Genomic DNA, 21,573 nt, shown 5'->3' on the forward strand with positions numbered 1-21,573 from the left:
TCTTGCGTGAACGTTCGCTGGGCGGTCCGGCTACGGCGTTGAGTTTGGCTTCTGACGCACAAAGGCCTGATGCTTAAGGCTGGGTCGGCAGTCGACGCCACCCTGATTGCCGCGCCCAGTTTGACAAAGAATGGCTGCGGCACACGCGATCCGGGAATGCAATCCACGCAGAAAGGTGGCAACTGGTACTTCGGGATGAAAATGCACGTCGGCGTGGACGCCGACTCGGGCCTCGTCCATACGTTCATTGGAACGGCGGTCGATGTTCACGACTTCAACGTAGCCCAAGCGTTGCTGCACGGTGAAGAAACGGATGTGTACGCGGACGCCGGTCACCAGGGTATCGGAAAGCGCAGCGGGACTGACGCGGTTCGCTGGCATGTTGCAATGCGACCGGCAAAGCGCAGGAAACTGGATCCGAGTGATTCGTTGGACGCGATCTACGATCAGATTGCACGCCTGAAAGCGGGTGTTCGGGCCAAAGTCGAACACCCGCTTAGCATCCTCAAGCGGCAGTTCGGGTACCTGAAAATGCCCTATCGCGGTTTGATGAAGAACACTGCCCAGATCACCATCCTGTTTGCTTTGGGCAATTTGTGGATGGCGCGTAGCGCTTTGCGCAAAGCTTGAAACACCGGGCAAATGAAGGCCATATGTCTGGTTGGAGCGCTCCAGTGTGCGGGAAAATCTTGCAATCCGCGCATCGACCAAGATCTGAACGCCGAGGCTGCGCCTGATGTGAAAAACAACGCTTCGAAAGCGGGTTGTGCAGACCCTTCTTAACCGATTCAGCGCACAACGTCGGCGGGACCCGCGGCAAAATTTGATCACCTCCGAAAACGCCCGGCCAGCCGAGGGTTTGGCGCGAACAGCTGCTTCGGGTCCGGTGGAATGGACCACTTCCCACGATGACGTATGTCCGTCTCTATGTCACGCACCGCGTTGACTACTCGCTCTTGAGCCTCGGGGAAAGCTTGCTCTGCCGGCTCATGGTTCCATTCATTCGGGGGTTGGAGTCTATGCCAGACATGGCGCGATCCAGATATATGCGGACTGGCTATACGTATTGATTTGTATAGATGTACGGTTTAAAAGCTTCCTGCTATCCGTATAGAGACCGCGGCTTAAAGGCTGGATAGAGTTCGTTGGCAGGGAGCTACAGGTCATCCGGAAGTCACATTGGCTTTTCAGTGAACCTTGACAATTGAAGACGTTCTGTCATCACCGCGTGCTTTTGATCTTAAGACGAAATGTTGCCGCTCCCGATAGCGAGAATATGACTGTCCCTGAAAAAACCGCAAAAATATATTACGGTATGCAGAATAATGTTAATTATAAATTGATCAGATTCAGCCGGTCCGCGACGATTCTGCGATGCCATAAGTGCGAATAGCCTGGTTTAGATATAAAAACGGGGCGTGTCGTGTTTGGCAGCGTGTTCTGTTTTCGACTCGCAGGACACTCGCTTTTCGTAAGCTAATGCAAACTAGGAATGAGACAATGTGCAACCAAGCAACGTCAATGGCCATTGGATTGTGTGCTTCCATCGTTCTGGCATGTACGTCGCAAGCGACGATGGCGCAGAGTAGCGTGACTCTTTACGGAATTTTGGATGTGAGCGTTCAGCTTACAACGCGCGCGGACGGACAGCATTCCGCAATTAATCTTCAAAACTATGGGAGCGTACCTACGATCTTTGGGTTACATGGGTCAGAGGATTTGGGCGGGGGGGTATCTGCAATATTTGAGCTCTCTCAATCATTTAGTATGACTAATGGAAAATCAGGAATCCCGGGTGATGCATTTGGGTGGCAGAGCTATGTCGGCCTCAAAGGGGGCTTTGGAACTGTGACGGCTGGACGACAGTTTTCTGTTCTCTTTGACGAGACAGTAATGTTTGATCCGACCTACTTCGCCGCATATGGTGGGCAGGCACAGCTCAATCCGCTATCGGACATTATTGTGAACAACTCGATAAAGTATCTATCGAACAGCTATGGCGGCTTCGTCTTCGAGGGGTTGATATCGACCGATGGTGTTGCAGGAAATTTCGCATCTGGGCGTACCCTGGAACTTGGAATGCAATACAGCCGCGGCCCGTTTAATATGAGTGTGGCTCTGCGGGAGAAAAATGGTTCAGAGATGGAAACCGCAGGCAGCTCGGGGAAGACTGAGAGGATCGGTGTGATTGGCGCTGCGTATAAGATCGGCCCCGCAACGCTACTCGCGGGTGTCGAGCGCACGACCGGAGATTTGTCACCTGTCAAAACGGTTATTTGGGGCGGGGGTCGCTACGATGTCACACCGGCTCTCCAATTCCGGGCTGCCGTCTATCAGACGCTTTCAAAAAATCCGCAGACTGGCGATCCAACGTTATATGTCGCAGGGGCTGTCTATTCGCTATCCGTTCGTACACAAACTTACCTGAATGTTGGGTACTCCAGGAACTCTGCTCATAGTTCTCAGACGGTTTATGAATATGGTGATGCTCCACTTAATGGAGCGAATCAGTTCGCGGTGATGTTGGGGATTACACATAAATTCTGACGGGCTCGGTCCTTTAGGGGCAGAGCTTGCGACCATACTCCCTCATCGGACGAAGGAGGAAAAAGACCGAAATGTTCTTTCTCGCAGCAGCGGTTCGATGTTCCTGTCCAACGAATATCTATTGACGGGCAGTGCTGGTTGATTGGTGAAGATTCGACGACTGTATTGTGTAAATACGTCTTTGAGCCGGAGCATAGATGTTTGGATTCTTATCGAGAAGCGTAAGGCAAATGTTAACTACTGGAGATTAAAATGAGGCGCCTCGCTCGTCGTTCATTTTCTATTATGGTTGTTGCGCTGACATTTACATGCGTTTCTGGTTTCGCTTACGCTCAACCCAGCGCGCCCGTGCAGACTGAGTCGGCGAGCTCAGTAAAGGCGCAACGGAAGGCTGCCCGCAAGGAGGCCAGAGCGCGTAAGAACGCGGAGCTGAAGAAGCTGAAGAATGCGGGATATGATCCCGCCGCGACGAATTCTGCAGACTATCCACAAAATCTCCAGACGGCAAAAAATAGAGTAGCGGCGACTTCGGCTGCGGCCAGTCAATGAGATCGAACTATCGACTGCCCTGGATCATCCCGATATCAGCGGCGTAGTCTCATGAGTGCCGGATTATCCTCCATATTCATCGTCTATCTTGCGGAGTCGCGTACGAGACTTTCCCCAGATTATCCGTATGTTCGGGCGGACGCGTTTCTGCAATGACAAGATACGTTCGACAGGAAATTGAAATTAATCGTCATTGCTCGGAACAACCGAAAGCTGGCGGTACTGTTGTCAGCGGCCCTTCGTCGCAAAGTCCCAAGACCTGGGTCCGTTTATGCGGAAATATCTCTTCTTGACGCACCGTGTTCCTTTCGTGGGATGCCTACTCGTTGCCCGCTTCCAGGGCAGTCGCCAGACGTGCGAGTCGAACAATGAGAAGGTCGTTTTCGCCACAATATGACGGTGATACATCACCCGTCCGCGGATCACCCGGTTGAGTTGCTGTATCAACGCTTCCTGAGCGGCGCTCGCATTACCCTTGATGATTCCTCTGACGTTCTCAAGCAACGATGTGATGCTCTTCTTCGCTGGACTGATCAGCAGTTTGCCGTCGTACTTGCGCATGGTCTGGCCACGGAAATCGAAACCCTCCGCTATATGCGCGGTCCGGGTTTTCTCCTCCGCAAGTTCCAGCCCACGCTCAGCCATGAAGCGCCGGATAGCAGGCAGAACTCTGGATTCGAGCACTTCATTCGAAGTGTTGGTCACACAAAATCGTCGGCGTAACGGATAACATTGAGTTTTACCCTCCGGCGCGCGAGTTCCAATCTACGCACGCTTGCATATACTGCAACCACAAGTCCATCTACCGCCGTATTCGCGATCACGGTGAGGCGACAGGATGACCTTATCCGGTTTTGTCGCAGTAAGACCAAGCGGCGCTCGATATCGATATGCGAAGTACTCATTACGTTACGAGGTCGTGGAATTGTTCGGTGGCGGACGGGTGGGTTCCGCGAGCACACTGCATCTTCCATTTGGCGATGATATGCATCAAGCCGATGCCTGCCATTAATAGTAAAAGCAATTTAATTAGTTTAACCAAGTGCATTGAGTTGACGATGCGCCGTCATTGCCCGATTTGTGTTGCCGAGCATCTTTTTCCGAATGTTTGGTATCCGATCGTTTGGCGCGTTGGGCCAGTCGAAGCTTGCCCGGTGCATCACGATCCGTGTCACTGTGAGGGCCACCATTCGTACGCCGGATGGGGAAGGAAATCCGAAATAAAAATGTTGCCAACCCCAAAGGGCTGGCAACACCAAAGTACTGCTCCGTTTCGCACCGCTGGCGCGTACCGATGCGAACGGCGGGGTTTAGATGGCAGGTACGGAAGAGACTACCGAGCCCAGGTTCGGATCGACGAACACCGTCGGGTTGTTGCCCGAGCCGCTGAAGTTGAACAGGCCCATGATGCTGCCCGCCGTAGCGTCGAAGGAGCCGCCGCCGATGCGTTGGCTGCCCAGCCAGTTGTCTTCGATGAAGCGAACCACGGATGCCTGGCTAATCGGCGTGTGATCAACATAGTTGACCTTTGCCCACGGCGAAATCACGAGGAACGGGATACGCGTGCCCGGGCCGCAGCGACCATTGACTGCCGCACCGTTTACGCCGTTCGGAGCGGTTCCCGTACCGCACTTGCCAGCGCCGTTCAACTGGTCCGCCTGAGCGTCGAACGACGAGCTTGTGGGATTCGCATAGGCATGGTCGTACCAGCCGTCCGAATCGTCCCACGCGACGATAACCGCGGTGCTCTTCCAGTCAGGCTGCTGCTGCAGGAAGTTGACGACTTTCGCAGTGAACGCCTGCTCGTCGAGCGGGTCGGAGTAGCCAGCGTGACCGTCCTGGAAGGCAGGTGCCTTGATGAAGCTGACGGATGGATAGTTTCCGGCCTTCACCGCTGCGAAGAAATCGTCAGAATCGTATTGGTGATTGGCCGGATCGACAGTCTTGCCGTCCGACTGGAGGGTGTACCCGATGGCTGCTGTCGCGCTGGGACGCAAATGTTGCGGGTTTGCCGTCGACGCGTAGTACTGGAACCAGTTGTGGTGCGGGATGTAATCGGCCGTCGGCTGACCAACCGCCGGTGTGACTGTACTGCGTTTACAGCCGGTTGTACCGTTGCTGTTGGTCGTCGCCAGGTTGAAGCCACCCATGAAGCCGCCCCACGTGATGCCCTTGGCGTTGAGCAGATCACCGATGTTCTTGCCGGACATAAGAATCTGGTCGGTCGTGCTGGAGCACAGGTCGTTTGCCGGGTCGACATCGTTGATTAATGTCACGCCTCCCTGCCCGTCATTGACGTAGTAAGAGTGCGAGGCTGTCGTCAGATTGAAAGGCTGCTGGCTGGTTTTGACGAGTTGCACGCCGTTCGTCTGGCCTGCGACAACTTCCAGTGCACCGGGCGTCGACGGTCCGAACGTATCGGTGTAAGCGTTGTCGCTCATCGCGAAGTGCTGAGCCCAGTTCCACATGGCGGTGACGGTGTTGCCGTCGTAGTAGCCCATTACCTGTCCGGTCGTAGCAAAAGCGCCTGCGCCACCGCTCGAGCCCTTACCCGTGAACTTCGGGAACAGGTCCGCCGCCCCATTGTTATACGCTTGCTGTTCCGCGGTGTAAGCGTGATTCTGGTCGGCCGTCGCCGCTTGCGTACGGTCCAGCCGGAACGGATTCGTGGCGCCCGCGCCGTTCAGCGTATTGATGAAGTTTGGATTGTTGGTCAGCAATGTGCCGCTCAAACCATTCACCGACGGCGTGCCCGCGGCGGCCGTGAACGCGGGTTCACCCGACGGATTCGTCGCATTCGGGTAGGTTGCGAAGTAGTGGTCGAAAGAGACGTTCTCGTTGTAAATCACAACGACGTGTTTGATGGGCGTCGCCGTCGTCAACTGATTTTGTGCGCTCACGGGCGTAAGCCCATTTGAACCGCTGCCACCGCATGCGTACAGTGAGACTGCCATTGCGATGCCTGATACACCAAACAGGAAAGCTCGGGAAAACATACGAGTTAACTCCGGATGTCGTTTTGCTATTTATTTTTCGTCCGCCGTTCCAGGATGAAATCAGCGGGCGTGCGGGGACCGTCAAAAACCGCGCTTATTGAAACATCCAGTCGTTACCGGGAAATGGCGCTTTATTTACCCAACCCTTACGCTGAAAAATCGACGAAAGAGTATTGAATGGTTCGTTGCGCACTATGGGATGGTTGTCGCGCGCGGCCCGGGACCCGAGCGACCCAGCCCGCCGGGTCAAACGTTTGCGCAACGCCCCGGCTGTTCTTTAATGGCCAAACTGCCGCAACTGCGGCTTTGACAAAAAAATGCTGGCGCTGAAGAAGCGAGACTCATGGTCGCGCCAGCTCAGAGAGTTGCAAAAAATTTTTGGAAAGAAAGAGAGACTCTTCCGAAAACAATGCATTTGGATCGGTTATGATCCGTCGTCTCTGAAAATCAGTCCATAATCATGTTACCGGCTCAATCTGTATGACGTGGCAAAAAATGTCATTTTTGCGACACGTATCTTTCGTTATCCTTTCCTTCTTATCCGTACAATCGTCTGCAAAAAGCGGAAATAATTCTGATGCGATCGTATCCACGGAAGTCGTAAATCCTCCGCAGAACATTGCGTTTTGTCATGCTTCGACGGTCGCATTTTCGCAAGGCCATTTGGTGGCGGCATGGCTGGCCGGCAGCAAAGAAGCGGCGAACGACGTTGGTGTCTGGGTGGCGCGCTTCTCTGGCAATCAATGGAGCCCGCCTGTGCGCGTCGCAGACGGTCGCTCGCCTGACGGTGAAGCGCTGACGGTAATTAACCCCATTCTCTTTTCGCCCAAACGCGGTCCTTTGATGTTGTTCTACAGGCGAGGGAAACTGCCAGCTGATTGGCATCCTCTGCGGATGACCTCGCTTGACGGCGGCGCCACATGGACGAAACCCGTTGCTCTTGACCCAGGTATCTCTGGGCCGGCGAAAGACAAGCCCGTCGAGTTATCAAATGGAGTCGTGATAGCAGGAAGCAGCACCGAGTATGACGGATGGAAAATCCACTTCGAGCGTTCCATGGATGGCGGCAATACGTGGCATGTCGTGTACCCGGCGGTCGGGCTACCTACGGTTCAAGCGATCCAGCCCACAATTCTTGACCATCGTCACGGGCAGTTGCAGGCGCTAGTTCGAACGAAAAGCGGCTTTGTATTCAGCACCAAGTCGAGCGATTGGGGGAAGACGTGGAGTGCTCTCGCGCGGTTAGATATTCCTAACTCAAATTCTGGTCTGGACGCGGTGACCTTGACTGACGGCCGCGACCTGATCGTCACGAATCCTCTGCCTTACGTCGAAGGTCGTTGGGACCGACACAAGCTGTCTGTCTTGATCTCGGCAGACCATCAGACTTATCGCGACGTGTTGGACCTTGAGAACGAGGCGGGTCAGGAGTTTTCGTATCCCGCAGTAATTCAGTCCCCGGACGGGATGGTTCACATTACCTACACATGGAAAAAGATTTATATCAAGCATGTCGTGCTTGATCCGAAGCGAATCTACGCGTCCCGTTCAACGCTGTCAGCCGCGACCGGCCATCAATAGCTAGTGCCAATCCGTGCTCAAGCTGTTGGTGTTCACGATTTATCTGACGATCTGTGCAAGCAGTCCTACGAGGCCGTCGCAATGGCCCGTTTCGATGACCGTTCGTGTTCCCAACAGATTTTCATGATCAATAGCGTTGTCGACTTGCTCCGCAAGCGCGTTCTTGTTTTGCAGCACGCTGCAGCCGCAGCGTGCTGCATGCTCGTTGCAGCCCCGCTCGCCGCTCACCCCCATGTGTGGATCACGTATGCGAGCGTCGCGCAAATGCACGGCTCGACGCTCAACGCTGTGCAAGAGAAGTGGACCTTTTCGCAAGGGTTCCCGGTGTCGATAGTGGGCGACCTGGCTGACATGCCAAAAGCCGGGTCGCTTGGACCCAGGTACGTCAATATCTTCAAGCAGCAGGCTTTCGATTCACTGAAGGGCGCGGATTACTTCACCCATGTCTTCGTCGACGGCAAGCCGGTGCGCTTCGGCGAGCCGCGCAATTTCGCCGTCTCCATCGACGATGGCCGAATTGTCTATACGTTCGAACTGCCACTCGCGGATAAAGTGGACGTGCGGCTCGCTCAGGTGCAACTGGGGATATGGGACGAAACGTTCTTTGTCGATTTTCAGCCACCGCCAAAGGGCGCCTTGCCTGTTGTATTCGACGCAGCCGCTCCGAAGACCTGTACCGCGCAACCGCTCGAGGATAAAGCTCACCCGATATTCGGCGGTACTATTTATCCGCTCTCGGTGAAGCTCGCATGCTGAATGTTTCGTTGCGTCGCGGGATCCGCTACAGCGCATTGATTGTGATAGCGCTCGTGATCGTCGCCGCCCGCAGCGTCGGGGCACAGACAGTCGATGTGTTTGGCAGGACATCGACTGGGACACCCAGCGCCGCCAACGTTCAGACTCCGGCGTCTCAGACGGCTCCGGAGGATCATCTCGTCGCGCTGGAGCCATTACGGCGCGCGGTCGCGGCCAGCATCGCTCTGCAGAGCCGCCTGAATGCCCAGCTTCAGGACAAGCTCGCCGAGCAACGCAACGGCGCGAACATGCAGGCTGCCTGGATCCTCATGTTGCTGTCATTCGGCTACGGCGTCCTGCATGCGCTCGGGCCCGGACATGGCAAGCTGGTCATTGGCACATATCTGATTTCGCACCGTGCGCGCGTGGGCCATGCGGTTGCGCTCAGTATGTGGAGCGCGTGTGTGCAAGCGATCTCCGCGATCTGCCTGGTCGGTGGTGCGGCGTGGCTTGCACACGCGGGGCTAGGCGGCGTGATGACGCACGCGGCGACACTCGATCTGGTCAGCTATTTTTCGCTACTATGCGTCGGTCTCTTCACTGCCTGGTCGATCGTGACGCGCCGCGACTGTTGCGACGAAGGGCGTGTCACGCTCGTCCACAAACGCCGCCCGGGGCTCTTCGCGACGGAGCACGCCGACGACGACACCCAGCAGGGCGCCTATCTGGCTGTACGGATGCCACCGCGCCGGCGCTCGATCAACTGGACATGGGCGGACAAGAGGGCAGGGAATACCTGGATCGCGCGTCAGATCGTCCTGACCGGGTTGGCGGTGGGCGCGAGGCCTTGCGTCGGTGCGATCTTTGTTCTCATCGCGGCGCTTGCCAACGGCATATTCATAATCGGCGTCCTGTCGGTGTTCACGATGGCCGCGGGGGTGTCGTTGACCGTATTGGCAATTGGTCTGGCGAGCCTCGGTATGAACCGGGCGGTGTCGAGCCGGAGTGTCGCGCGCAGGGAGGCACTACAAACGATCCGTACGCGCTTCGCGCTCGCGGGCGCAGTTTTCATCACGCTGTTCGCTGCCTGGCAGGTGTTCGCGCTACTGGCCGGCTGGCAGGTAGCCGGGCTCGTATGACCGGCGATGGAAAAGCTCCTACTCAAGGCGCGAAGAGCCGATCTCGAGAAGGATGGTTGTGAACTCAGCGCCAAGCTCGCAGAAACGAAGACCGCAAAGGGCGCCGACTTTTTGCTTTATTCACATGACCTCACACACCGAAACCCCGCATACACATACTGGTAATGCGGCTGAAACCAATTCCGGAAAGCCGGCCGCAGCATGCATTGCGCGGTGCGCGCCGATCCACCTTTGATCACATAGTGCTGACCATCGAAAAAGTTGGCCGAATAGCCTAGATAGAACGGAAAAGCTTCGAAGCCGGGCAGCGCATCGAACACCGTCGAGGTCCACTCCCAGCCATTGCCGAATTGACCTTCCACGCCGAACGCGCTGACATTGTCCGGATACTCATCGACAGGTCGCGGATCCCAGCTGCGAAAGTCGAAATTGCCCGACGCGGCGTGCGGCGCGCCGTGTGCCGCACGTTGCCATTGCGCCTCGGTCGGTAATGCTTTGCCTGCCCACCGTGCGTACGCGCTGGCTTCGGCGTGGCTCACATACGCGGGCCAGTCGAGCGGCAGCGGCACTTCGTCGAACATGGTGCGCAACGTCCATGCGTCACCTTCGCCGCCGGCCTCGTGCCGCGACCAGCACGCGGGATGCTCGATGTGCTCGGCCTCCTTCCACGCCCAATCCTTCTCCGACCACCACTTCGGTTCGCGATAGCCGCCTGCCTCGATGAACTCGCGGAACGCGCCATTCGTCACCATATGGCGGTCCATTTCGAAGGCCGGCACTTCGACCCGCATTTCGCCGAACTCGTTGTCCCACCCGAAGCGTCCGCCGTCACGTGGCATGCCGAGCACCGTTGCGCCGGCCGGTATGCTGACCATCGACGACAACGCGTCCCGCGATTCCGCGCGCGTCACGACAGGCTCGCGCAATTCGGTGACCTTCTGCGCCAGCGGTAACTGATGAAGCATGTACGCCAGCGTTTCAGCATGCATCAACCGATGCTCGATCGCCACGTTCAGCAATTGCTCGGAGGCGTCGGCTTGCGCGCCGTTGCGGCCGAGTCCCGCGGCGTGCGTTAGCGCATCGAGCTCGCGGTCGATCTGCTCGCGCGCACGCAAGCCGTAGCTGCGCACGACGTCGAGCGATGGCCAGTCACCTGGTTGATCGGTCGGAAAACCGCCGTCGACGGGATCGATGCCGAAGGCAAAAAGCTGGTCGAGCTGTGGATCGAACGCCGGCAGATCGCAGAGGCGTTGATCGAACAGATTACGATCGAAAGCCTCCAGATGGCCGATGTAGAACACGATCCGGTGGCGCTCGCGGATCGGCCGTTCGTACAGAAACTCGGGTTTGACGATGGAAAACAGTGCGTCAGTCACTTGACGCGCTTCGATCAGGCGCTGCACGAGCGGGTGATGCGGGGCGGGGTCGCGATTCATTTCGCCGGGTCTCCTTGCGGGGGACGGACTAAAGACTGTACCCGCTCGCAGGAGCCATGCCAAGACGAAAGCGCGTGAAAAGAGCATGCGCCAGGGACGCGGCGGCGCGGGCCGCGCTCCCGCCAGGAGCCTAGACTTGCCGCAGACCGTCCAGATCGACGATCCGGATGTGCTTGCCCTGTGTGTCGATCAGGCCGCGCTTTTGAAATCTTGACAGGGTGCGGCTCACGGTTTCGAGCGTCATGCCGAGGTAACTGCCCATGTCCTCGCGTGTCATGCGCAGATTGAATTCCGCCGACGAATAACCGCGCCGCGCGTTGCGCTCGGAGACGTCGAGCAGGAATGCCGCGACCCGTTCGTCCGCCGAGAGCGAACCGAGCACCATCATCTGCGCGGCTTCGCGCACGATCTGCTCGCCCAGCAGTTTGTGCATACGTTCCTGCATCGAACCGATTTCGCGGCACAGCGACTTGAGCGCGGTATAGGGGACGATGCAGACCGTACTGTCTTCGAGGGCCAGCGCGCTGCAGGCGTGCACGTCGTCGCTGATGCCGTCGAGGCCGAGCGCTTCGCCCGCGAGCCGCAAGCCGGTGACCTGTTCGCGGCCGTCGCGGTGCGTCATGACGGTTTTCATCGAACCGGAACGCACGGCGTAGATGTTGTCGAAGCGGTCGCCACTGCGATACAGCGCTTCGCCGCGTTGGACGGAACGCGCGGAACAGATGAGCGTTTCGAGCTTCATCAATTCCTCGGGCGACAAACCTTGGGGCATGCAGAGTTGCCGCATCGCGCAACTTGAACAGCGAGCGGCGGAACGCGCGCTCGCCCGCGACGGCGCCGCGCGGCGGCCGCCGCGCACCGGCGACGAACGTGCGGCAGAGGCTGCGGAATCGGCAGTGCCGGCGGTGTGCGTAACAGCAATAGGAGTGAGCATGTTCTGCAGCCAGTGAGGGTATTGACAGATTGTCCCATCGACCGGGTTGCCCGCTTCGCGTCAAAAGGACGCGTTCGGGCAGTCAGGCTTGTTGAGCAATGTCACACCGGCGTTCGTGAGTTGGTTTATGGATTGCTGCGAAGGTGAGCAGGCAAACCCAACTCATACCTTGGCAGATGAAGCTCGCTTTTTGCAGAACGAGCGCACGCGCGGTCGATACGGCAGTCAAGCGCATTGCGCACCAGCGCGGCGCTCATCAGTCCGCGTTGCCGGACTTGCCCGCGGCGGACGGAATGAGCAGCACGGGCAGGCTTGCCTGCCGCACGCAGCGCTCGGCGACGCTGCCGAGAATCAGGCGCTGAAAACCGCGCCGCCCGTGCGTACCCATGACCAGCAGGTCGGCGTTGAAGTCGGCCGCGGCTTTGAGCACGACGACCGAAACATCGTCGATCGTGGATGCCTCGCTCACCACAAGCTCGCCTTTCACGCCTTGCTCCGCCATGGCCTTGGCGAATTCGGCGCCGAGTTCCTTGCCCTCTTCGGCGAGACGATTGCGCAAGACGGACGGGTCATAGCCGGGCGCTTCGAAATACATGGGTGTGTTCTCGACGACATATAACGGCTGCAAGACCGCGCCGCTGGCTTTGGCGAGCGCGAGCGCTGCTTCGAATGCACGGCGGGAGGTGTTGCTGCCGTCGACCGCTACAAGAATGCGTGTGTACATATCGACTCCGCGTCTGAAGGATCCGGATGCCGCAGCTGTTTCCAACCGGCTGGGCGCAATGACGATCATCGCTGATGTAAGCCTGAATGATCGCCGAAAAACATGCGCTCGACCTGGATGTAAATCAAACTCTTGTCAAATTTTTTGGTGGCTTTGTCGGGTTCGGCAAGTGCTGTGGGCAAGCGTTGGCGGGACTTCGCTTCCATTCGCAAAGCATATCCACGATCAGGACAAGGGAAGGTTTGCCTTACAATTGCAACCTACTCAGACAAGCTGCTTCAGTCCGCTGATGAACGAGCGCAAAACGACGGGCTTGCCCGACAAGATCTACGGCGACATTCTCAATCGCATTGTCGAAGGCGAGTACAAGGAAGGTGAGCGCTTGCCGACCGAGCATGCGCTGGCCGAGCGTTTCGCGACGTCCAGGCCGACGGTGCGCGAAGCCTTGGCGCGCTTGCGGGCGGACGGCATCATCATGACCCGGCACGGCTCGGGCACGACGGTCGCGCGCCGGCCGGACCCGGACGTGCGCCGCTTCGCGCCGCTCGAAACGCTGTCCGATATCCGTCGCTGCTATGAGTTTCGCATCGTGACGGAAGCGGGCGCCGCGGAGCAGGCGGCGCTCAAAGCCGACGCCGACGACATCGCCGCCATCCAGCACGCATGGGACCAACTGGAGCGGATCATCGAGACGCAAGGGATCGGCGCGAAAGACGACTTTATGTTCCACCTGGCGGTGGCGCGTGCGTCGAAGAACCCTTTTTTCATCACGGTCATGTCGTTCATCGAGGAGCAGATCCTGTTCAGCATGAACCTATCGCGCAATCTTTCGCTGGTGAAGACGGTGGCGCGGCAGCGGCTCGTTCAGGAGGAGCATCGGGCTGTGCTCGATGCGATCCGCCGCAAGGATGCGCCAGGCGCGGCGAGCGCCATGCGAGCGCATCTTGAGAACGCGCTCGAGCGGATGTTCGGTTCCTGATCTGCCGCCGGCTCTCGTCGCGCGCCAAGGCCGCGGCGAGCCGCCGCGATACGGACGAGTGCAATTCCAAGGCCGCCTGATGCAGCGTCAAATCGCCGCTTTCGCGGCAGCGAACCGGCCGCCGGCTAACAGCCAGGCAGCAAGCAGGCTGCAATCAGCGGGCGGCCGGGCGACAGCTAGGCAGCAACGGCCATCGGTCCGAACAGCGCGGTGCGAGTCTTCGGACTCACCGCGATATCCAGCGCCACCGCTCGCTCCACACCGATCTGCAATGGCGACCCGAGCCGGCTGATGTCGATGCCGGTTTTGCGCAGCAGCCGCTCGATCGGCGTGGTGGTCACGGTGACATACCGCGTGATGCCCATCTGGTCGGCGAACGTCACCAGTTCGTGAATCGCCTGCATGGTGAGGTCAGCAAAGCCGAACGACTGTTCCTCACCGCCGGTTTCGATCGCGAACCGGCTCAGTTCCCAGATGTGCCGCCCAACCGGCGCGGCCGCGCCATGCAGCAACTGCGGGAAGGTGTCCTTCAGCATGTTGGGGCCCTCGGTCGGCATCAGGCGCCAACAGCCGCGCACTTGCCCGTCGTCGGCCTGGATCAGCATGTAGTGCGGCCCGAGCGCGTCATAGCCGTCGATCTCCATGCCCGCGATGGTCGGAATATCCCACCCGAGCCGCCCATGAAATACTCGCGCCCGCAGGCGGTACATCTCGTTAATGTCCGCGTTGTCGAATTCCTGACGCATTCCAATCCGGATTGCTGTTTGCATGACGTTCTCCTGAACGTGTTGGGGTACCCAATACGCAAGAAAACTTATGCATTTTGAATGTTTCCGCCACCTACCTACCTGGATAGGTGTGCATGCTTATCGGGTAACGCAGAATTCGAGACAAGCACTGCACTCAACCCGACAGGACCGAAAAATGGAACTCATCGAAAATCATTGGCAACCGCAAACCGGCGTTCAGACCCGTCCGGCGGAGCCTTCCACGGCGGTGGACCGCGTTCTGATCATTGCTTACCGCAAGAAGAAAAAAGAAAGCCAACGCCGTTTCTGGGCGCGCTTCGGCGTGACGCAGTCGCGCGGCAGCCGGTTCGAATCCGGTGCGGAAATCCCGCCGCCGGTCTCGATCCTGCTGGGTCTGTACTTCACCAAAACCGTGTCCGACGCCGATCTGGGCCGCGCCGAGCGCGTGCTGTACAGCCGCGACGCCGCCGCCTTGCTCAACCCGGGTCAATAAGCCCAAGTTGCGCGGCAATCACCGCCGCCGCACGCCGCGAATTCACACCGAATTTCGTCCTGATGTTCTTCATGTGGAAGTTCACCACGGCTTCCGAACAGTTCAGGATGTGGGAGATTTCCCACGTGGATTTGCCGCGTGCGGTCCATTTCAGGCATTCGCGTTCGCGCGGTGTTAGCTTGGGCAATAAGGTCTGGGCGTGCGTATTCAAATGGCGCTGACTGGTGTCGATTACCAGGTCGCGCAATAACACCAGGTTCGGCAATGCCACGTTGATATGCCGCCAGAATTCGTCGTTGGGATTGTTGTCGTTGACGAAGCACATCATGCCGGCTTCCTGATTCGGCCCGTGAATCGGCAGTGTTATGCCGGAGCGCAACCCATGCGCGCGGGCTTCCTCGTACATGGAAAGCTGCGGCGCGGTCTTGAAAATATCCGGCGACCAGATCAGCGGCGTGGCGCGCGTCGCGCAATGCGCAACGGTCGGATCGATGTGAACCAGTCCCTGCTCGTCATAGGTACGTCGCCAGGTTGGGGAGTACGTACTGCGCACGTAAGCGTCTTCCAGGCGAATGGTGGGGCGCGGCAGCATGGCGATCAAAAGCTTGTCGAAGCCCCACGTCTCGGCAAGGCCCGCGATTGCACCGAACCATTCCGCTTCGTCGGCGGCGTCCAGTAGCGGTGCCATCTGCTCGATAAAATGTAGCGACAATTTTTACTCTCTCAGGCTCGTAGGCATCCCGTTGCGGTGAATTGCGGTACGGCATTCTGTCTGGTGGTTTTTTACTTTCATAATCTATCACCAAAATTTATTTCGCAGAGCGAGAACTGATTTCTAACAAAATGCCAGCGAAGGTGATTCGGTGAGAATACGAATGAATCGGTCTTTGTAACTCATTTTCTGATCAATTTAACAATCACCGGTCGTTTATGTGGGTAATTTCTCGTAGTAGCCGTTTTGATGCCATTCGTCGGCAACATTATTGCGAAAGCATTCTAATTAGCTGTCGCTGCCAAATTTTCAGTCAAAATCGCACTGTTTGCCGATAATGTCTTTCGCATGCAGCACGGCGGTGGCGAGATAACAGTCAGTGCCCAAGCGCTATTGTCATACAAAAGCGACGTCGTGTACTTTGCGCCGCTTGCGATCCACGTGAAGAATTCGTCAAACCGGGCTCGGCGCCAAGTTGTTTGACGACATTCTCGACCCGGCGCAACGTTTTTACGACGCCTTCCTGCCGCTCGAAACCTTGCGCAACGACTCAGTTCGACGCCGCCCGAGCATCGTGCGAAGATCGAGCACGCCGCGCGAGTGCTGCTCGCGTTGGAGCATGAATTCGCCCAGGCCAACCCCACCTCGACCCTTGAACGCCAGCATGACCGACAACACTCGACGCTATCCCGACCCATCCATCCGCGTGTTCGACCCGCGCTTCAAACCGTTGATCCTGGCTTCCGCGTCCGTCGAGTGCCTGTACCAAGGCGCGCGCTGGTCCGAGGGCCCGGTCTGGTTCGGCGACGGCCGCTATCTGCTATGGAGCGACATTCCGAACGACCGCATCTTGCGCTGGGACGAACCAAGCGGCACGGTGTCGACGTTTCGTCAGTCGTCGAACAATGCCAACGGCCATACACGCGACCGTCAAGGCCGTCTCGTCAGCTGCGAGCATCTGACGCGCCGCGTCACGCGCACCGAATACGACGGCTCGATCACCGTGCTCGCCGAGCGCTATCGCGGCAAGCGCTTCAATTCGCCGAACGACGTGGTCGTGAAATCCGACGGCTCGATCTGGTTCAGCGATCCGACCTTCGGCATCGACGGCTTCTATGAGGGCGAGCGCCAGGAGTCGGAATTGCCGGCGTGCGTGTACCGCATCGACGGCCAATCCGGCGAAGTCACCGTCGTCGCGGACGACGTGCTCGGCCCCAACGGTCTGGCGTTCTCACCGGACGAGTCGGTGCTGTACATCGTCGAATCGCGCGGCGAGCCGCACCGCACGATCCGTGCATTCGACGTCGAAGGCACCGGCGGCGCGCTGTCGAACAACCGCGTCCTGATCGACGCGGGTCCGGGCACGCCGGACGGCTTTCGCGTCGACGTCCACGGCAATCTGTGGTGCGGCTGGGGCATGGGCACCGACGAACTCGACGGCGTGCGCGTCTTTACCTCGCAAGGCGAGCCGCTCGGCCACATTGCTCTACCGGAGCGCTGCGCGAACGTGTGCTTTGGCGGGCGGCATCGCAACCGGCTGTTCATGGCGGCAAGCCACGGACTTTATTCGCTCTATGTGAACACCCAAGGCGTGCAAGGCGGCTAGTTGCCTGACAAGTTGTCGTCAGAGGTCATGCGCAGCTTCGGGTTTGCCCTTGGGTGCAGCGCGCAAGCCATTGAGCGGCAAGGATTCAACCCGAAAACCCCGGTTTTCGCGAGCCCGCCGCAGCCACAAGCATTTGCTTGACATCAGCTGTCCCGCTTCGCTATGTTCCATTGGTAGTAAGACACCGCCCGCAGCGCATTCGACCGGCGGATTTCCATACCAAGAAGCGAGGAGACGCAATGACTGTTTCAGACAGGTTGGCGCTCAGGCTGGTGTCCGTATGTCTCGCGGCGAGCGCCGCTTTCGCATCCGCCGCGCACGCGGCCGACCCGGTCACGCTCAATATCGTCGACGTGGCCGGCGACCTTCAACTCACGCAAAAGGGCTTCGAGGCCTTCAAGGCGAAGTACCCGAACCTCGTCGCCAATCTCACCTTCACGAATGCGCCGGCGCCGCAACTGCCCGGCAAGATCAAGGCGATGCAGGCCGCGGGCCGCTCCGATATCGATCTCGTGCTGACCGGCACCGACGCGCTCGCCGCAGGCATCGAACAGGGTCTATGGATGAAGCTGCTGCCTGAGAACGCGGCGGCGTTCCCCGGCGTGCTCGACAAATACGCGCCGGGTCCGCGCAAGATGCAGGATCTCGCGCAAGGCTACGGGCTCGAAGTCGCGTATATGCCTGCCGGCCCGCTGCTCGAATACAACCCCGCCAAAGTCAGCGACCCGCCGAAGACACCCGAACAATTGCTGCAATGGTGCAAGGCGCATCCGGACAAACTGATCTATGCACGGCCGGCAAATTCCGGTCCGGGCCGCACGTTCCTGATGGGCTTGCCGTACGTGCTCGGCGACAAGGATCCGCAGGATCCGATTCACGGCTGGGACAAGACGTGGGCCTTTCTCAAGCAACTGAACGATTGCATTCCTTACTATCCGGGCGGCACGTCCGCGGTAATGAAGGAACTCGGCGAAGGCACGCGCGACATGACCGTGACCGTAACGGGCTGGGACATCAATCCGCGCGCGCTCGGTATCGTGCCGGCCGAATTCCGCGTGCAGGCCTTCGACAACATGACGTGGGTGAACGACGCGCACTACATGGTGATTCCGAAAGGCGTGCCGAAGGAAAAAATCGACGTGCTCTACAAGCTGATGAACTTTATGCTCGAGCCGGCGCAGCAGGCCATGACCTATGACGACGGTTATTTCTATCCCGGTCCGGCGATCAAGGGCGTGAGCGTCGAGCAGGCGCCCGCGCACAGCCAGGACGTGCTGAAGAAATACGGCCGGCCTGAGTACGTGAAGCTGCTGGCCGAGCATCCGCACGTACTGCCGCTGAATGCCGCGGCGATGGTTGCGGCTTTCAAGAAATGGGACACCGAGATCGGCGCGCAGAAGACCAAGTAGCCTCCGCACCGGCCATGCACGCACGAAGCCGCCTCGATCCCCACCTGATCGATGACGGCGCACGCATCGCGCGTATCAGGAAATCGCCATGAAGCATCACTTTGAGCAGTTGCGGCTCGATTCGGTGAGCCGCAGTTTCACGAATGCGGAAGGCCAGGCGATCGCGGCACTGCGTGGACTCGATCTGACCATCCAGCGTGGCGAGTTCATCGCATTGCTGGGGCCGTCCGGTTGCGGCAAGTCGACGGCGCTCAATTGCATCGCCGGATTGCAGCCGTTGACGAGCGGCGGCATCTGGCTCGACGACAAACGCATCGACGTACTGCCGCCGGAGAAGCGCGGCTTCGGCATGGTATTTCAGAACTACGCGCTGTTTCCGCACATGAGCGTGCTCGACAACGTCGGCTTCGGTTTGAAAATGCGCGGCATCGGCAAGAGCGAAGCCGTGCGCCGGGTGCGCGAAGCGTTGCAACTCGTGCAACTAGTCGGGCACGAGCGCAAACTGCCCGGCCAACTCTCCGGCGGCCAGCAGCAACGCGTCGCGATTGCGCGCGCGATCGTGATCGAGCCGCCGCTGATCCTGATGGACGAACCGCTGTCGAATCTCGACACCAAGCTGCGCATCGAAATGCGCGCGGAGATTCGCCGCATCCATAGCCAGCTCGAACGCGCGACACTTTACGTGACGCACGATCAGGACGAAGCGCTGTCCATGGCCGATCGCATCGTCGTGATGAGGGAAGGCGTGGTGCAGCAGGTCGCCACGCCGAAAGAGGTCTATACGCGGCCGCAGAATCTGCATGTCGCGCGCTTCATGGGCTATCGCAATGTGGCCGAGTTCGAACTCGAAGGCATGCAAGGCGAAAGCGTGATGGTGAGCGCGCACGGTGTGCGTCTGCTCGGCACGCCGATGGCCGGCTTCAATAGCAAACGCGTGAGCGTCGCGCTGCGTCCCGAGGATATGGAGCGCGCCACGCCCGGTGCGGAGAATGCCTTCGATGCGTTGGTGACGACCGTCGAATACGGCGGCCGCGATTCGCTGCTGCGCGTGAAGACCGCCTTTGGCGATATCTGGGCGCGCGTCGGCGGAGAATTCGAAGAAGGCGAGCGCATCAGCCTGCGCGTGCCGCCGTCGCGCACGCTCGTGTACGACGCGGAGGCGGTGTGAATACGCCCACGCTGTCGCCGCCGCTCGTGCCGCGCGATGCCAAAGCGTGGCTCGTCGCCCCGGCGTTGCTCTTCGTCGTCGCGTTGTTCATCTATCCTTTCGCGTACGGTCTGATGCTGTCGTTCCGGCCGATGAACGGCGGCAGCCTCTGGGCCAACTATCTGGCCTTCTTCACCGACACGTCGATGTGGCCGACGATTTTCGTCACGCTCAAGCTCTCGGTGCCGGCCACGCTGATCAACGTCGGCGTCTCCGTGCCGGTGGCGTTCGCGCTGCGCCGCTACTCGCGCTATCAGAAGTTCGTCACGACGCTGCTGGTGATCCCCGTGACCCTCGGCACCGTGTTGATCGCCGACGGCATGCTCACGTACTTCGGCCCGAACGGCTGGTTTCCGCAAGCGTTGCAGGGCCTGCATCTCTATACGCGTGAAGTGCGCCTCACGCATAACTTCTGGGGCGTGCTGATTTCGCTGATCGTGTCGGGCTTTCCGTTTGCGTTTCTGTTGACGCTCTCGTACGTGACCGGCATCGACCCGACGCTCGCCGCCGCGGCAGCGACGCTCGGCGCGAGTCCGTGGCAGCAGTTTCGCCGCATCTACCTGCCGCTGCTGGTGCCGGGGCTGACCATGGCGGCGTGTCTGTCTTTTGTGCAGGCGTTTTCGGTGTTTCCATCCGCGGTGCTGCTCGGCGCGCCCGCCGGGCCGACGCGCGTGATGTCGATCGCCGCCGCCGAGGCCGCGTTCGAAAGCTACGACTATTCGCTGGCATCCGCGATCGCGATGGTGATGGGCTTCGTGCAGCTGCTGGTGGTTGCCGCGCTGCTCGGCGCGCGCCGCTTCTTCTACAGCGGTCCGACTACCGGAGGCAAAGGCTGATGACGACCGATCATCGCGCGACGCAGCCTTCGTGGTCCGCGTCCACATCGAACGATCACGACGACGGCGCGCGCGAGCCGGAAAGGCGCACCGGTCACACCCGGCAGCGCACCAGCGTGCCCGGCCGCATCTGGCGCGTGCTGGTGTGGGGCGCGATGGTGTTCTTTCTCGTCAACGTGGTGCTGCTGATCGCGACCGTCGCGGTCAATTCGATCGCGACGCGCTGGTTCGGCACCTTGCTGCCGCAAGGCTTCACGCTGCATTGGTATGCGCAGGCGTGGAGCGATTTCCAGTTGGCGAGTGTGTTGTGGGTGACCGTCGAAGTGGTCGGCGCAGTCGTGCTGCTGTCGGTCCTGCTCGGCGTGCCGGCGGCTTATGCGCTCGCGCGCGTGCAATTTCCCGGCAAGCGCATCGCGATGCTGATTTTCCTGTTGCCGCTGATGGTGCCGCCTGTCACGTACGGCATTCCCATGGCGACGGTCATGTACAAGGTCGGCCTCGCCGGCACGCTGAGTGGCGTGATTCTGGCCAACCTCGTGCCGGCGTTGCCGTTCGTGATTCTCGTGATGACGCCCTTCATTGAACAGATCGATCCGAATCTCGAAGCGGCGGCGCGTATTTTCGGCGCCAACACGTTTCGCTATTTCCGCTATGTGCTGCTGCCGTTGCTCGTGCCCGGCATGCTGGCCGCGGGCTTGCTGGTGCTGGTGCGCACCATCGGCATGTTCGAGCTGACTTTTTTCACCGCGGGCCCCGCGACGCAAACGCTCGTGGTCGCGCTGTACTACGCTGTCTTTTCAACCGGCGTGCGCGCGCCGCAATCGATCGATGCGATGGCGATGATCTATATGGCGATCACGCTGATCTGGGTGCTGATCGCACTGCAATTCGTGAGCCCGACGCAGATCGTGTCGCGCGTGAAGGAACAGAAGCGCTGAATA

Annotated in this window: 18 protein-coding genes and 2 pseudogenes; 12 read left to right on the plus strand and 8 right to left on the minus strand. The window is 59.2% G+C overall.

Features of this window, described 5'->3' with window-relative positions:
- Positions 1-48: 48 nt before the first annotated feature.
- Together BPHYT_RS21175 and BPHYT_RS36930 are read left to right on the plus strand one after the other, a co-directional pair.
- Positions 49-630 (plus strand): annotated as a pseudogene (locus BPHYT_RS21175) (IS5 family transposase); the annotation flags it as partial.
- Positions 631-1,500: 870 nt separating this feature from the next.
- Positions 1,501-2,547 (plus strand): porin, encoded by a 1,047-nt coding sequence (locus BPHYT_RS36930; protein WP_012426159.1) that lies wholly within the window; start codon positions 1,501-1,503, stop codon positions 2,545-2,547.
- A gap of 777 nt (positions 2,548-3,324) precedes the next feature.
- On the opposite strand, the gene BPHYT_RS39185 is transcribed toward BPHYT_RS36930, so the two are convergent.
- From BPHYT_RS39185 to BPHYT_RS21190, 3 genes and pseudogenes are all read right to left on the minus strand, one after another.
- The gene (locus tag BPHYT_RS39185; RefSeq protein ID WP_238535735.1) at positions 3,325-3,801 is read right to left on the minus strand and encodes a group II intron maturase-specific domain-containing protein; all 477 of its coding nucleotides are present in this window, start codon (positions 3,799-3,801) and stop codon (positions 3,325-3,327) included.
- A 199-nt stretch (positions 3,802-4,000) separates the two neighbouring features.
- A pseudogene (locus tag BPHYT_RS39690) lies at positions 4,001-4,099 on the minus strand (IS6 family transposase); the annotation flags it as partial.
- A 307-nt stretch (positions 4,100-4,406) separates the two neighbouring features.
- Positions 4,407-6,092 (minus strand): phospholipase C, encoded by a 1,686-nt coding sequence (locus BPHYT_RS21190; RefSeq protein WP_012426160.1) that lies wholly within the window; start codon positions 6,090-6,092, stop codon positions 4,407-4,409.
- A 480-nt stretch (positions 6,093-6,572) separates the two neighbouring features.
- Between BPHYT_RS21190 and BPHYT_RS21195 the strand changes: the two genes are divergently transcribed.
- Genes BPHYT_RS21195 through BPHYT_RS21205 form a run of 3 tightly spaced genes read left to right on the plus strand, consistent with a single transcriptional unit; the run spans position 6,573 to position 9,547 of the window.
- Complete coding sequence (locus BPHYT_RS21195; protein ID WP_012426161.1) at positions 6,573-7,673, plus strand: sialidase family protein; 1,101 nt, start codon at positions 6,573-6,575, stop codon at positions 7,671-7,673.
- Between the two features lie 3 nt (positions 7,674-7,676).
- Entirely contained in the window at positions 7,677-8,429 is a 753-nt protein-coding gene (locus tag BPHYT_RS21200; RefSeq protein WP_238535736.1) for a DUF1007 family protein, read from the plus strand.
- A gap of 53 nt (positions 8,430-8,482) precedes the next feature.
- Positions 8,483-9,547 (plus strand): nickel/cobalt transporter, encoded by a 1,065-nt coding sequence (locus tag BPHYT_RS21205; RefSeq protein WP_167315763.1) that lies wholly within the window; start codon positions 8,483-8,485, stop codon positions 9,545-9,547.
- 116 nt (positions 9,548-9,663) lie between these two features.
- Here the strand turns inward: BPHYT_RS21205 and BPHYT_RS21210 are convergent, their stop codons facing one another.
- The 3 genes from BPHYT_RS21210 to BPHYT_RS21220 form a co-directional block, all read right to left on the minus strand.
- Complete coding sequence (locus BPHYT_RS21210) at positions 9,664-10,983, minus strand: SUMF1/EgtB/PvdO family nonheme iron enzyme (protein ID WP_012426164.1); 1,320 nt, start codon at positions 10,981-10,983, stop codon at positions 9,664-9,666.
- Positions 10,984-11,113: 130 nt separating this feature from the next.
- A complete protein-coding gene (locus BPHYT_RS21215; protein WP_012426165.1) occupies positions 11,114-11,770 on the minus strand; it encodes a helix-turn-helix domain-containing protein in 657 nt (218 codons plus the stop codon).
- A 403-nt stretch (positions 11,771-12,173) separates the two neighbouring features.
- Positions 12,174-12,641 (minus strand): universal stress protein, encoded by a 468-nt coding sequence (locus BPHYT_RS21220; RefSeq protein ID WP_012426166.1) that lies wholly within the window; start codon positions 12,639-12,641, stop codon positions 12,174-12,176.
- 289 nt (positions 12,642-12,930) lie between these two features.
- Between BPHYT_RS21220 and BPHYT_RS21225 the strand changes: the two genes are divergently transcribed.
- On the plus strand, positions 12,931-13,620 hold the full coding sequence (locus BPHYT_RS21225) for a FadR/GntR family transcriptional regulator (protein ID WP_012426167.1): 690 nt from the start codon (positions 12,931-12,933) through the stop codon (positions 13,618-13,620).
- 176 nt (positions 13,621-13,796) lie between these two features.
- Here the strand turns inward: BPHYT_RS21225 and BPHYT_RS21230 are convergent, their stop codons facing one another.
- The gene (locus tag BPHYT_RS21230; protein ID WP_012426168.1) at positions 13,797-14,390 is read right to left on the minus strand and encodes an acyl-homoserine-lactone synthase; all 594 of its coding nucleotides are present in this window, start codon (positions 14,388-14,390) and stop codon (positions 13,797-13,799) included.
- Between the two features lie 154 nt (positions 14,391-14,544).
- Between BPHYT_RS21230 and BPHYT_RS21235 the strand changes: the two genes are divergently transcribed.
- A complete protein-coding gene (locus BPHYT_RS21235; protein WP_012426169.1) occupies positions 14,545-14,862 on the plus strand; it encodes a helix-turn-helix domain-containing protein in 318 nt (105 codons plus the stop codon).
- Here BPHYT_RS21235 and BPHYT_RS21240 read toward each other — a convergent pair.
- The gene (locus BPHYT_RS21240; protein WP_012426170.1) at positions 14,846-15,550 is read right to left on the minus strand and encodes a helix-turn-helix transcriptional regulator; all 705 of its coding nucleotides are present in this window, start codon (positions 15,548-15,550) and stop codon (positions 14,846-14,848) included. The two genes, BPHYT_RS21235 and BPHYT_RS21240, sit on opposite strands and share 17 nt — an antisense overlap.
- Before the next feature lie 688 nt (positions 15,551-16,238).
- On the opposite strand from BPHYT_RS21240, the gene BPHYT_RS21245 reads away from it, so the two are divergent.
- The 5 genes from BPHYT_RS21245 to BPHYT_RS21265 all read left to right on the plus strand — a co-directional run bounded on the left by BPHYT_RS21245 (position 16,239) and on the right by BPHYT_RS21265 (position 21,570).
- On the plus strand, positions 16,239-17,180 hold the full coding sequence (locus BPHYT_RS21245; RefSeq protein ID WP_012426171.1) for an SMP-30/gluconolactonase/LRE family protein: 942 nt from the start codon (positions 16,239-16,241) through the stop codon (positions 17,178-17,180).
- A 239-nt stretch (positions 17,181-17,419) separates the two neighbouring features.
- Positions 17,420-18,589 carry an ABC transporter substrate-binding protein gene (locus BPHYT_RS21250; RefSeq protein WP_012426172.1) on the plus strand — a complete coding sequence of 390 codons (1,170 nt, stop codon included), beginning with the start codon at positions 17,420-17,422 and terminating at the stop codon, positions 18,587-18,589.
- An 88-nt stretch (positions 18,590-18,677) separates the two neighbouring features.
- Positions 18,678-19,757, plus strand: coding sequence for an ABC transporter ATP-binding protein (locus BPHYT_RS21255; RefSeq protein ID WP_012426173.1), 1,080 nt, complete (start codon positions 18,678-18,680; stop codon positions 19,755-19,757).
- Positions 19,754-20,632 (plus strand): ABC transporter permease, encoded by an 879-nt coding sequence (locus tag BPHYT_RS21260; RefSeq protein WP_012426174.1) that lies wholly within the window; start codon positions 19,754-19,756, stop codon positions 20,630-20,632. The genes BPHYT_RS21255 and BPHYT_RS21260 overlap by 4 nt, the downstream gene beginning before the upstream one ends.
- The gene (locus BPHYT_RS21265) at positions 20,632-21,570 is read left to right on the plus strand and encodes an ABC transporter permease (RefSeq protein WP_012426175.1); all 939 of its coding nucleotides are present in this window, start codon (positions 20,632-20,634) and stop codon (positions 21,568-21,570) included. Before BPHYT_RS21260 ends, BPHYT_RS21265 begins: the two co-directional genes overlap by 1 nt.
- Positions 21,571-21,573: the final 3 nt, after the last annotated feature.

The sequence above is a fragment of the Paraburkholderia phytofirmans PsJN genome (assembly GCF_000020125.1).
GTDB classification, from domain to species: Bacteria; Pseudomonadota; Gammaproteobacteria; order Burkholderiales; family Burkholderiaceae; genus Paraburkholderia; species Paraburkholderia phytofirmans.